We start from the raw sequence: 12,593 nt of genomic DNA, 5'->3' as shown, positions 1-12,593 counted from the left end.
ATGTCAGGTTTTGTCGAGCCAAAAAAAGTGGCGATTAAGAGAGATAGAAATGAAAGAAAGAAAAATAAAGATAGAACGATTGATTTAAATATATTACATGTTATCCCTTATAAACAGATAACAAAAGAAGGTTATCTTTTATTAGAAGATAATACTTACGCAGAAATATATCAGTTTGAAACACATGCACTAAATACAATAAACGCAGATGAAAAAGCACAGCTAATGACACAACTTGCATCATTTTATCGTATCAATATAGAAGATATCAAAGTCATTTCATTTAAGTATCCTTCAGATTCTGAGGCTCAACAGCTTTATTGGCTACACAAATATGAAACGACTACAAATCCGTTACAACGTGCATATCAACAGGATAACATCAGACGTTTACAGATTTCAGCAAAAACACATAAAGAGATGGATCATTATGTGTTTGTATATGCAGATAGTAAAAAAGGTATGTCTGTCGTTAAAGATAACATCAGACAGACTTCAGGAGGCTTATTAAGGAAGAATCCTCTATCACAAAAGAAAAAAACGAATGTACTGTTTCAATTGAATAACATGAACACACAATATATATAAAATTGTTTTATGTTTTATGTTTTATGTTTTATATATTATGCAACATACTATATAAAAGCTATGTAACTCATTGAGATGCGTGGCTTTTCAAATTAAAGGAGAATGAAATATGTTTGGATTTAAGAAAAAAGATGAACAGATTGTTAAGCAGAAAATTGATGATTTTGTAGAAGATAATTATGATTTAGAATTTATTGCTAAGACACAGCCCCAGGGGGGCATATCATTTCATGAAAACTACATCAAAAAAGGTGATGGCTATGAAGCATGCTTGACGATATATGATTATCCATCAACAGTATATGACAATTGGATGCGACACATCGTAAATCGTGAGGGTGTCATCACTGTTCAAGATATCTCTACAGCAAACAGAGAACAGGTACAAGAAAACTTAAAGAGATCGCTTTCTGAACAATCAGCTCGTATTCAAGATAATAAAGCAGATGCTATGACAAAAAGTTCATCTACAGATAAGTATCAGACACTTTTAGGTGTATCTCATATGATCAATGATTTAGGTGAACAAATCAAAAAGATTACTGTTAGAATGTTTATTTATAAACCAACTCTTGAACAATTAGATAACGAAATTCACAGAATACGAGTTGATTTAGAAGCTCGAGGTATAAAATCACAAGTAATGAACTTTGAGACAAAAGAAAACTGGCAAAGTTTGGTTATGAAATATGGCAGACAAAAACAAGTGCATGGTGTGAATTTTAAAGAAGGACAACAGATTCCAGCATCAACGCTTGGGGGTGGTTATCCCTTTGACCATACGTCAATCAACGATGAACATGGTGCATTTATCGGTACGACTGAAACAGGTGGTCCTGTATACCTAGACTTATTTAAAGTCGATAACGTAAGAAAGTCATTTAATTCGATTGTCTTTGGGATGATGGGAAGTGGTAAATCTACTTTTCTAAAAGTAATCGAAGAAGAACAGTTTGCAAGAAATCATTTCATTAGAGGTTTTGATAAAGCAGGAGACTTCAGGCAAGTTGTACGTGAACAGGGGGGCAAGATGATATCACTGGATGGATCACAAGGCATGATTAACATGCTTGAAATATTGCCTACAGCAACGTTTGACAAAGAAGATAATCCTGATATTGAAGGTTATGATCTTGTGATTAATGAAGAAGCCTGTTACACTCAACATTTATCAAAACTTCAAATGCAGATGTCATTGATGAATGGTGACTTAACAGATACAGATTTAATGGATTGTGTAAGCTACTTTAATGATTTTTATATCCACGTAGGTTTATGGACGGCTGATAGAAGTAAAAGAAAGCAAATGGTAGTTACAGGCCACAGACCAGAAGAATATCCAATACTGAGTGAATTTAGAGCATTTATTCATAACCTGGATGAATCTAAGATGACAAGTCAAAAACGAGTAACTAAAGAAAAAATATTAACAACTTTAGATAATATGATTAATGTTTATGGTGGTGTTTTTGATGGCCACACGACTGTCCCTAACATGGACGAAGAACAGATTGTATTTTATAACATAGAACAGCTTGAAAAGTTATCACCAAACGTATTTAAATGTCAGTTATACGTAGCGTTATCTTTAATTTGGTCACAAGCTTTAAAGAACGGGAAAAAATATAAGAAGATGATAGAAGACGGTAAAATTGATCCTCGTAACGCTAGAAGATTTATGGTATTCATTGATGAATGTCAAAATATCGTAAATGTAAATAACTTAAATACAGTTGAATTCGTTGTTAACTTTATGAAAGAAATGCGTAAGTATCTTGCAGGAGTTATTTTTGCGACACAATCGCCTAAGCAGTTACTACCTGAAAACAGTAATAATGATGCAACAACTCAACTGAAACAAATATTTGCCTTAACGCAATATAAATTTTTCTTTCAGATTGATAGATCAGATATTGATTCTGTAAGAGATGTATTAGGAGAAACAATAAAAGAAAGTGAGTACGAAATCATTCCAACGCTAGGAAAAGGTGAAGCAATCGTAAGCATACAAGGTGCAAACAATACGCTTTTTCACAATGATGTATCAGAAGAACAATTGCGTCGATTTAGTGGGGGGCAATAAAATTTACAGACACTCTTATTATTAAGGGTGTCTTTTTTTATTGGAGGATATTAAATGATAGAATTTCTAAAAAATAAATTGAAGAAAGCAACAAGAAAAAAAATAATGCTATGGATTGCAGGAATTGCAACGTCATCTACACCTTTCACAATTGCTTTGATAACTGCTGTCCCGATAGTTCTAATTTGTATGCTCTTATTTCTAGGTGGATCAAATGAAGGATATGAACAAGAACAATCATCATCTATGGGTACGATTGACGGAGTAGCTTTACCTGAAGGATGTACCAAACATTCAGACAGAATAAAAAAAGAACTTAAATCTCAAGGTGTAGATGAAAGTCATTTAAATGTCATGCTAGCAATTTGTGCACAGGAAAGTGGAGGAAGTGTGTCGGATATATTCCAAGCATCGGAAAGCAAAGGACTACCACCAAACACAATAGGTCCGACGGAATCAATTAAAGCAGGAGTGTCGGCATATAAAAAAGTGTTAAATAAATCTAAAGCAAAAAAAATTGGAGATGACAATTGGAAAGCAGCACTACAAAGTTACAATTTTGGTGAAGGATTTTTAGATTTCTTTTTTGAGAAAGGCTCAAAGTTCTCTGAAGATATTGCACAACAGTTTTCAAAGAAAATGGCAAAAGAAACAGGATGGACAAGTTATGGTGACCCTAAATATGTTGAACATGTTATGCGATATTTATCACAGGCATCTGGTGGGACATTAGATGGAAACGCAATTGGTTCACCCGTTGATCCAAAACTTTTGAATCGTGTTACTTGTAAAATCGGAGGATATCCTGGTCATCCAGGAATAGACATAGCATTGCCAGAAGGCACACCAATATATGCAATCACTGACGGTAAGGTAGTTGAGGCAGTAAATGGATATACGGTTGGTGGATTGTCAAGCTCATTATTAGGTAAAGATAATCACGTCACTGTAATCTCTAAAGACAATCCAACCTTATATATGAACTATAGACATTTAAAATTAAATGGCGTGTTAGTAAAAAAAGGTGATACTGTAAAAGCAGGACAGCAAGTTGGACTTTCTGGTAATACAGGTTATTCAAGTGGTCCACATTTACATTTAGATGCACTAAAAAATAATCAATATACTATAAGTGCAGCTGTTGATTGGTTCAGTCCATTGGAGAAAAAATTTAATGTCAAAGGTAGTCTCGGCTGTGGATTATAAAAAAGGAGATGTTTAATATGAATAACAAATTATCAGGAATTATAATTATAGGTTTATCAATCGTATTGTGTATCGGGTACTTCATATCACATTCTAAAATAAATAATGTAGAAAAAGAAAATGAAATACTTCAAAATAAAATCAAAAATTTTGAAAAACTTAACGAAAAAAATGAAAAAAATTTTTCAGCTACTAAAGAAAAAAATACTATCGAAGAGCCAACAACTGTAAACAAAAATGATGCACAAGAATATTTGCTATCATTTACTGAAGATTTTATAAAAACTTTAAATGATAGCTCAGATATTGAAAAAACAAATGAAAGATTAAAATCATATACAACGGGTCAAGCACAAGATTATTTAATTGAAAATCACTATATTCATGATATAAGTAAGTTGAGTACTGAAGGCATAGATCAACAAAAGAATAAAGATGTAACAGAAGGATATATTCAAAAAGAAGTGAGTATTGATACAGAAAATATTAGAACATATATTAAAGAGAACGGAGAAAACCAAGCTGAAGGTATAACAACGTATCAAACAATATCACATATTGGTGAAGATAGCACCGTCGGAAATTTTTTAATGAAAGCGACATATATTAAAAAAAATAATGAATGGAAAATTGAAAAAATAGTATCAATATCACCAGTATCAGATATAAAAGCTGAACAAATATTTAATTAAATGTATAGGAGAGATTATAGTATGAATTTATTTAGCGCAAATAAATCTCGTAGAGATAAGGGGCCTTTTTATAAAAAGGTCCTTTTTATTTTGATAGCAGTTTACATTAGCTTTTGGGCCTATAGCTATTTTACTAAAGAAGATGGAAATAAACTTGCTACAAAGATGTATAAAGGACAAAGTTTAAATGATTATACATTTTATCTTGTTGAAAAGAAATATAATCCAGATACTAAAGAATTAATTGCAAAGGTATACTTTAAAAATAATAAAAGTGATGAAAATTATATTCCGATTGCTAAAGAAAATTTTCAAACAGAAGCTAACTATCAGGATGATATTACAACAAAATTAAAAACAGAATTTCATTTACCTACAAAGAATTACCTGGTTGTTTCAGTTAAAGATGTAGAGAGAAATCATCTCGTAAGGACTGTTTTAAAAATGAAGGAAGATGTTATTACACAGGACAAAGAGAATAAAGCTAGTGAATTATCATTATACATTGATACACCAAAGAAAATATTTGATGATAAATTGAAATTAAAATCTGAATCTTTTTATGTAAAAGAAGGTCTGAATGAACATTTATCTTTTAACAAAAATGAACAAAAAAATGTAGAAAAGAAAATAGATACTCAACAAAAAGAGATCAAACTTACTGATAAGCAAATCAATGCAATACAAAAAGAACTCAATATTCTTGATGAAAATGAAAAAATAAATGCTGAAGCAAAGATCAGTGAATTGCAAAATTCTATTCATGAAAAAGAAAAAGAAATCTCAAACTATAACGAAGAATTGTTAAAGCTGAGAAACAAAATGCTAAAAATCGAAGATGATATTTCAAAAATATCATCTTAAAGCGCAACGTAAAAAGCAGTGGAAGTATTGTGTGGAGTGTAAATCTCTACTATATATTAAAGATTTAAAACATGAGCATAAGGGGTAATGCCACCACTTTGATGTTTTGGCTGTGCCAAAACGTGGTGAACTCGGCAGTGCCGAGTTATTTATCCTTAAATTTTTGTGCCACCACTATATGTATATTGTATGCATATAAAACATACCTATACGCATACTGTATGCATACATACAATATGCGTATGCATAACTCGTACGTATGCATACAGTATACATACGTAAAAATAAATCTAAAAATAATTTTAGCGTAGGAGAGATGAGATGATTAAAAGAACAATACGAATAGAAGATCCGTTAGTAATAGCAAAGTTAAAAAGTTTGAGTAGTGAAAAAGAGATTTCAGAAAATAAATTAATAAATATCATACTAGAGAAAGCATTGATACACGACAATTTTAAATTGAGAGAACAAGAAGTTGATGAGATTTTAAAAAATGTCGTAGCTAGTAATAATAAATTAATTGATGTCATTGAAGAACAAACAAATAAAATTAATAGTTATACAGAAGAAGTAAAAAAAATATTTTGAAAAAGTATACGGGGAGGAAATGAAATGGGTGTCAGAAGAACTTGGTATATTAATGATCGTGTTGATGAAGTTTTGCATAAAATAAAAGCTGAAAAAAATTTAAAAACCATGAACGAAGTTCTTGAATATATTTTATTTAAGAGTGATTCCTTTAACAATGAAGACTATGATTTTAAAAAGAAAATGAATATCATGGATAAAAATTTATGTATTGTATTAGAGATGTTAACGATGCAGTTAGATACTCAGGGATTAGTACCTAACTTTTCTTATACTGAAAATTTGTCAACATCATACAACGCAGCTAAACAATTAGTAGAAAATGCAATTGAAGAACAAACAAAAAATAAAAAAGAGGAAATGTTTTTTGATTAAAAAAATGAGGTGATTGAATGGCTGGTATCGTAGTCATTTCGAATTTTGTTGTTGGAAATAATAAAAAGAACTACAGCGGAATTATTGATTATTATGAGAGGTATGAAGAAAAAAATACAAGAATACAAAATGAAAAAGAAGTATTATCTGAATTTTATGATTATGAACAAGATGGTGGAGATGAAACATTATTTGAGTTTATCAATAATAATTATGATAATCCTCCTAATATCAATTTTGGAAATTATATAAATTATATGAATAAAAATATAAAATCTTCAGGATTATTTGGAGATGATACTAATCATTTTACTTCTGACGAAAAAGAAGTAATGAAAGAAGCATTTAATAAAGGCCAAGAAAACGGTAGTGTTCTCTGGGGGAATGTCTATTCGTTTGATAATGAATTTTTAAAAAAACATAAACTCTATGATGAAGAAACAGGTTTTCTAAACGAGATAAAAATAAAAGAAGCTGTAAGATCTTCTATTAGAACTATGTTGAAGGAAGAAAAAATAGATAGCTCGGCTGTATGGTGTGGTGAGATACATTATGATACAGACAATATTCATGTTCATACTTCAATCGTCGAAATGAAAAATACAAGACCAATTGTTATGGTAGAGAAAATGAAAAAACTTGGTAGTAAACATTACGAACCTACAGGAGAGTTTGAATTACAGCCTAAAGCAAAGCTGAAGAAAAAAACGCTTGATAATATGAAAAGTGTATTTGCAAATAAATTAATAGATCGTTCTAAAGATATGAAAGCTATTAGCGACTTAAGAACATCTTTACATCATTCAATAAAGTTAGATGATTCAAAAACATCTCAAATAAAATTGCTAAATACAATCAGAAAAAATTTACCGAAAGAAAAAAGTAAGTGGCAATATAATAATAAAGAGATGAAAAACTTAAGACCTTTAATAGATAACTATACAATGAACTATATTAAAACTAATAATAAAAAAGATTATCAGGTATATACTAAATTACTAAAAGATGAGGAAGATTTCTACAAAGATCTATATGGTGAAGGAAAAGATAATAGATATAAAGACCCATCGAAAAATAAATTAGAAGATTTAAAAGGAAGAATGGGGAATGCATTACTTAAAGAATTAAAAAAAGAGAATAGGAGTATGACTTATAAAAATTATAATGGAAATATAAACAATGAAAAAACTAAAGTGAAAAATTCAAGATTAGTTGATAGGAATAAATATATTGATGGAAATTTAAAAACAAAATCTAATGGAACAATAAAGTTTAAACCTCCTATTACTCCTGTTAAAGTTAATCAAGCTGTCAGAAGTACATTTAGAAGTTATCGCAGGGATAGAGAGTTAGAGTTTGAACATGATAAATTACAAAGTAATATTCAGAGAGATTTAGAAAGACAGAGATATGAAAGTGAATATGGTAGATAAAAATTCTTTTAGTTGGATTAAACTAAAAGAATTTTTTTATTTGAAAGGAGGTGAGGACAATGAAAAAACGTTATGTACTTTATACCAACTATGAAAATAACAGAGATGAAAAAACAATTATAGAATTTCAAGAATCATATGAAAAAGAAAGGTTAGTTGGACTAATAGTAATCCTTCAGCATTTAACAAATAGTACTTGCATTGATTTGATTAAAGGTGATAAAGCTCTAGCTGTGCATTACAGGTTAGACCAAAATAATTCAATAGATGAGTGCTGGATAGAATATTGCAACAGCGAACCTACAGATTGGTTATTTGATAATTTTGATTTACGAGATTTTTATATTGATTAAAATTAAAATTTTTTTGACAGGAGGTATGTGAGATGAATTTAGATCAATGTTTAGTTGTTGCTGTCAGTGACGAAGAACTTAAAGTTCAAGTCTATAGTCCGTTATTAAAAAAAGAAATTATTGTGAGTACTACTAAAGAATATTATGAACTTATCAATGAATCTGAAGAACAAATATTTGTAACAGTTGATTTATCAGAAAATAAAATAGTGGAGGACTAGTTATGGCATATAATAAAAAATCCTGGGCTAAAGCAAAAGAAGAAGAAAAGAAAAAATGGGCTGATGATGCACTTGAACAAATATCATTTCATAAAATGAATGTAGAAGATGTCAAAGAATATTTTGAGTTTATGTCAAATATGTACGATTATTCGCCTAGAAATATAGGAATGATGAAAAATCAATATCCAGGTGCAGAATTTGTAGCATCAAAAGAGAAGTTTAAAGAATTAGGTTTTGATATCCTTGAAAATCAGAAGCCCATAAAAATACTAGCTCCAAATAAAGTTACTTATATGAAACTTGGAAATGATAATTTAAAACAATTGAAGTATGCTACTAAAGAAGAAAGAGAGAAAGTAAAAAATAAAGAAATTAAAACAGTGCAAAAAACTTTCTATAAACTAGCACCGGTTTATGATTTAACACAAACTAATGCGAAACCAGAAGATTATCCGAAGGTATATCCAAATGCTCGAATAGATTTGAAATTAGATAATCCAAAGTTAGCATTAGAAATTAAAAAAGCTAATATAAAATACTTAGAGAAATTAAGAATACCTGTTAGCGTTGAAAATTTCAGTGTAAATGGCTTAGGTACTGCAAAAGGATACTATGAACCATTAAATCATAGGATTGCATTAAATGGATTAAATACTGAAAGTGAAAATGTAATGACACTAGTTCATGAAACAGCACATGCTTTAATGCATAATATGGAAAGTACACATGATAAAGAATATAAAGGATTAAATGTAAAAGAATTAGAAGCAGAATTAACTTCTTTTGTTGTTAATAAACATTTTGGTATTGATACGTCTGAACAAACAATTCCATATATAGCTAGCTGGACTGATAATCTAACGAACATAAAAGATATAGAATCATCTTTAAAGGATATACAGCATACGTCATCTCGTATTATAAATGGAATTGAAGAAAATATTTCTAAGGAGTTTTTAAAAGAAATGCAAAATGAATTAAATACTAATAATATCAGTGAAATTAGATTATCGTTGAGTAATTATAAATATGATGATTACAAAGGACTTATTGAATTACATGAAAATGAAATTAAAGATTTGTTTAAATCTTCTGATATAAAAATTAGAAAAGGAACAGATCTTGAAATACTAGAACAAACAGATACTAACTTTATAGATAGAAGCTATCTAGTAATAAACAATCCTAACAACATAAAATCTAGTGATTTAAGTGATATCAGAGATGCACTTGTTACTAAACTAGAAAATTCAGAGTTTGATCGAACAGGAATTGATTTTAATACTACTGCAATAAATTTAGTAGAAATCCAAGATGACAGATTAAAAGTAAGTAATCAGATAGCAAACATATCTGATATAGATATAAGCAACCAATCAAAAGAGGCTAGCCAGTTTTATAAAGAGTGCATAGAGTTATTTGATAAGACTAATAATGTAACGGTTATTGATAATATTTCATTAGATGGAAACTACCCTATGGATTTTGAAGAATTTAAAGAACTTCAATCATATTTACCTATTAAATCAAATACTAAAACAGGGATTGCACTAAAGACTACAGAAATATCTAAACCATCGTATTTAGTAAAAAGATTGGATGAACTATCTAAGACTAAAACAGTGGGGTTAGATATAGATGGGAATTTTAAACAACCAATCATTCATATAAAAGAAACTAACCAAGTAATGCCTCTCAAAGTGTTATCAAAGAATATAAAGAGTAATAATTTTGATATAGAAGCATTTACTTATGAATTATATACTAATCCTCATCATAAATTATTTGATGGGGATTTTAATGTATTTAATAATAAGACCGTTATGGAACAAGTGAAAATTGATGCAGATTTAAATGGTGTCCCTGATATATATCAAAAATCTATTGATAATATGAAAGAAAGTAGTATATCGAGAGAAAGCACACATGAAAAGAAAATGGAATTAAATTAACTTTTAGCCCCAATCCAGGGGCTAAGTAAATTTTAGAATAGAAAGTAGGATTATTAATGAAAACAGTTATAATTGCAGAAAAGCCGGATCAAGCGAAAAAATATGGAGCAGCACTAGGCAGTTTTAGTAGAAAAACAGGTTATTTAGAAGGTAAAACGGATGTATTTCCAGGTGAAGTTTATATCACTTGGTGTATTGGTCATCTTGTAGAACTTGCACCGATGAAAGAATATGATGAAAAATATGCAAAATGGAACTTAGAGGATTTGCCATTCTTACCTAAACAATTTAAATATCAATCGAAGTATTCAGTTAAGGACCAGTTTAATTCTATGAAGAAACTGTTGAAAGCTCTGACTAATAGTGACCAAATCGTCATTGCTACAGATCCTGATAGAGAGGGAGAAGCTATTGCGTACTATGTATTAAATTTATTAGGCATCAAAGATATTCCTATTAAAAGATTGTGGGCAAATACACAAGAGCCAACTGAGTTAAAGAACTTCTTCAGGAAATTAAAGGATGGAAAAGAAACATATAGATATTATGTAGAAGCTGAAGCACGTGGAAAGAGCGATTACTTAGTAGGCATGAATCTAACAAGGTTGATTACTCTACTACTTCAAAATAAAGGTGTTAGAACAGACGGTGCTTTTTCTGTAGGACGTGTGCAGACACCAACATTATTTATGATCTATAACAGAGAAAAAGAAATTGAGAACTTCAAAGAGAAAATATACTTTGATTTAGTCGCTGGTGGTGAGAAAGACAGTATTAAATATCAATTAAAAAGTAATGTAAGGTTAGATAGTAATAATGAAATAAATGAATATATCAATAATCATGGATTAAGTGATATTCCAGGAGAAGTTAAATCAATTACAGTTACTCCTAAAACAACAAAGGCACCTAAATTGTTTAAATTAGGTGGTATTCAAAAGGTCGGAAATAATAAATGGGGATATAGCTTGGATCAGACACTAAGCTATGTACAGTCATTATATGATAAAGGGTTCTTATCATACCCTAGAACAGACAGCAGTTTAATTACAACAGCAGAGTACGAGTATCTGAAAAATCATTTAGAAGATTATAAAAGTCTTTTGAATCTTACATTTGACGTTAAATATACAGAACCACGTAAGACTTATGTAGATAACGATAAGGTGTTAGAACACTATGCTATCGTTCCTACAAAAACAATACCATCTCAGCAACAATATGATGACCTATCTGTTCAAGAAAAGAATATATATGATGCAGTAGTGAAACAAACTCTGGCCATCTTTGCAGATGATTATCACTATGAACAAACTAAAGTAGAGATAGTTGTGAATGATGTTATATTTAAAACTAGTGGTAATACACCAAAAATTCAAGGGTGGAAAAATTTAAGTAACGATACTGAAGAAGAAAAGACAACAACTTTACCGTCATTTGAAGAAGGTGAACAAGTTGAACTTAGTATATATGGTAAGGAAGGACGAACAAAGCCACCATCATACCTAACAGAAGCAACACTTGGAGGAGAAGGAGGATTGATGGAAACTTGTGGAAAGACAATAGAGGATGAAGAACTAAGAGAAAGTCTATCAGCAGGGATAGGTACACCGGCTACACGTTCTGCTATTGTTAAGAATATAATCGATAAAGGTTATATTACAGTTGATAAGAAAAAGTTGAGAACAACAGAGAAAGGTAGGTTATTATGTAGTGCCCTGGAAGGATCATTGATAAGTAGTGCTGAGATGACTGGGAAATGGGAAGAGAAATTAAAATTCATTAGTGATGGCAAAGAAACTCAACAAAACTTTATAGAAGGCATCGAAATATTTATTCAACAACTGTTTAAGGATATACCAGCTATGGTGAATGAAAATGTAAAGACTTCAACTTTAGAAAGTGTTAAACAAAGTGAAGGTAAAGGATTAGGAATATGTCCGAAATGTAATAAGGGTTATATCAAGCATATCAAGACGAATAAATATGATTTCTATGCGTGTAGTGAAAAATGTGGCTTTACCATAAATAGTGTTATTGCATCTAAAAAACTAAGTGAATCAAATATAAAACAGCTAATAAATAAAGGTAAAACAACAAAAATTAAAGGCTTTAAAGGAAAGAAAGGGACATTTGATACAGAATTAATGCTAGATAAAGATTACAAGACAGTTTTCAATTTCAATAAATAACGCTATATTTATATATAGCGTTATTTATTTTATTATAGGAGGG

General features: G+C 30.0%; 12 protein-coding genes. All 12 read left to right on the top strand.

Annotated features, from left to right (window positions below):
- The 12 genes from ACZ2V4_RS09810 to ACZ2V4_RS09755 all read left to right on the top strand — a co-directional run bounded on the left by ACZ2V4_RS09810 (window position 1) and on the right by ACZ2V4_RS09755 (window position 12,550).
- A complete protein-coding gene (locus tag ACZ2V4_RS09810) occupies window positions 1–588 on the top strand; it encodes a TraC-like domain-containing protein (RefSeq protein WP_012655848.1) in 588 nt (195 codons plus the stop codon).
- Between the two features lie 109 nt (window positions 589–697).
- Window positions 698–2,671 carry a VirB4 family type IV secretion system protein gene (locus ACZ2V4_RS09805; protein ID WP_012655849.1) on the top strand — a complete coding sequence of 658 codons (1,974 nt, stop codon included), beginning with the start codon at window positions 698–700 and terminating at the stop codon, window positions 2,669–2,671.
- Between the two features lie 54 nt (window positions 2,672–2,725).
- A complete protein-coding gene (locus ACZ2V4_RS09800; RefSeq protein WP_490514812.1) occupies window positions 2,726–3,877 on the top strand; it encodes a lysozyme family protein in 1,152 nt (383 codons plus the stop codon).
- A gap of 17 nt (window positions 3,878–3,894) precedes the next feature.
- Entirely contained in the window at window positions 3,895–4,569 is a 675-nt protein-coding gene (locus tag ACZ2V4_RS09795; protein ID WP_012655851.1) for a hypothetical protein, read from the top strand.
- Window positions 4,570–4,590: 21 nt separating this feature from the next.
- Window positions 4,591–5,433, top strand: a complete 843-nt coding sequence (locus ACZ2V4_RS09790; protein ID WP_103214380.1) for a hypothetical protein — start codon at window positions 4,591–4,593, stop codon at window positions 5,431–5,433.
- Window positions 5,434–5,754: 321 nt separating this feature from the next.
- The gene (locus ACZ2V4_RS09785) at window positions 5,755–6,021 is read left to right on the top strand and encodes a hypothetical protein (protein WP_490514811.1); all 267 of its coding nucleotides are present in this window, start codon (window positions 5,755–5,757) and stop codon (window positions 6,019–6,021) included.
- Window positions 6,022–6,045: 24 nt separating this feature from the next.
- A complete protein-coding gene (locus ACZ2V4_RS09780) occupies window positions 6,046–6,396 on the top strand; it encodes a hypothetical protein (protein WP_490514810.1) in 351 nt (116 codons plus the stop codon).
- 17 nt (window positions 6,397–6,413) lie between these two features.
- Window positions 6,414–7,829: a MobP2 family relaxase gene (gene mobP2, locus ACZ2V4_RS09775; protein ID WP_490514809.1), complete on the top strand. Its 1,416-nt coding sequence runs from the start codon at window positions 6,414–6,416 to the stop codon at window positions 7,827–7,829.
- 59 nt (window positions 7,830–7,888) lie between these two features.
- Entirely contained in the window at window positions 7,889–8,182 is a 294-nt protein-coding gene (locus ACZ2V4_RS09770) for a hypothetical protein (RefSeq protein ID WP_012655855.1), read from the top strand.
- Between the two features lie 32 nt (window positions 8,183–8,214).
- Window positions 8,215–8,403, top strand: a complete 189-nt coding sequence (locus ACZ2V4_RS09765) for a hypothetical protein (protein ID WP_041636563.1) — start codon at window positions 8,215–8,217, stop codon at window positions 8,401–8,403.
- Between the two features lie 2 nt (window positions 8,404–8,405).
- Window positions 8,406–10,358, top strand: coding sequence for a zincin-like metallopeptidase domain-containing protein (locus ACZ2V4_RS09760; protein ID WP_490514808.1), 1,953 nt, complete (start codon window positions 8,406–8,408; stop codon window positions 10,356–10,358).
- 56 nt (window positions 10,359–10,414) lie between these two features.
- Window positions 10,415–12,550, top strand: a complete 2,136-nt coding sequence (locus ACZ2V4_RS09755) for a type IA DNA topoisomerase (RefSeq protein ID WP_490514807.1) — start codon at window positions 10,415–10,417, stop codon at window positions 12,548–12,550.
- The last annotated feature ends 43 nt before the right edge of the window (window positions 12,551–12,593 follow it).

This window comes from Macrococcus sp. CoH-51_TC_04 (genome assembly GCF_058188655.1).
This window is presented reverse-complemented; position numbering and strand designations above follow the sequence as displayed.

Bases quoted from the DNA above. Each gene is read 5' to 3' on its own strand.
- ACZ2V4_RS09810 (WP_012655848.1), top strand. From the start codon at position 1: ATGTCAGGTTTTGTCGAGCCAAAAAAAGTGGCGATTAAGAGAGATAGA.
- ACZ2V4_RS09805 (WP_012655849.1), top strand. From the start codon at position 698: ATGTTTGGATTTAAGAAAAAAGATGAACAGATTGTTAAGCAGAAAATT.
- ACZ2V4_RS09800 (WP_490514812.1), top strand. From the start codon at position 2,726: ATGATAGAATTTCTAAAAAATAAATTGAAGAAAGCAACAAGAAAAAAA.
- ACZ2V4_RS09795 (WP_012655851.1), top strand. From the start codon at position 3,895: ATGAATAACAAATTATCAGGAATTATAATTATAGGTTTATCAATCGTA.
- ACZ2V4_RS09790 (WP_103214380.1), top strand. From the start codon at position 4,591: ATGAATTTATTTAGCGCAAATAAATCTCGTAGAGATAAGGGGCCTTTT.
- ACZ2V4_RS09785 (WP_490514811.1), top strand. From the start codon at position 5,755: ATGATTAAAAGAACAATACGAATAGAAGATCCGTTAGTAATAGCAAAG.
- ACZ2V4_RS09780 (WP_490514810.1), top strand. From the start codon at position 6,046: ATGGGTGTCAGAAGAACTTGGTATATTAATGATCGTGTTGATGAAGTT.
- mobP2 (WP_490514809.1), top strand. From the start codon at position 6,414: ATGGCTGGTATCGTAGTCATTTCGAATTTTGTTGTTGGAAATAATAAA.
- ACZ2V4_RS09770 (WP_012655855.1), top strand. From the start codon at position 7,889: ATGAAAAAACGTTATGTACTTTATACCAACTATGAAAATAACAGAGAT.
- ACZ2V4_RS09765 (WP_041636563.1), top strand. From the start codon at position 8,215: ATGAATTTAGATCAATGTTTAGTTGTTGCTGTCAGTGACGAAGAACTT.
- ACZ2V4_RS09760 (WP_490514808.1), top strand. From the start codon at position 8,406: ATGGCATATAATAAAAAATCCTGGGCTAAAGCAAAAGAAGAAGAAAAG.
- ACZ2V4_RS09755 (WP_490514807.1), top strand. From the start codon at position 10,415: ATGAAAACAGTTATAATTGCAGAAAAGCCGGATCAAGCGAAAAAATAT.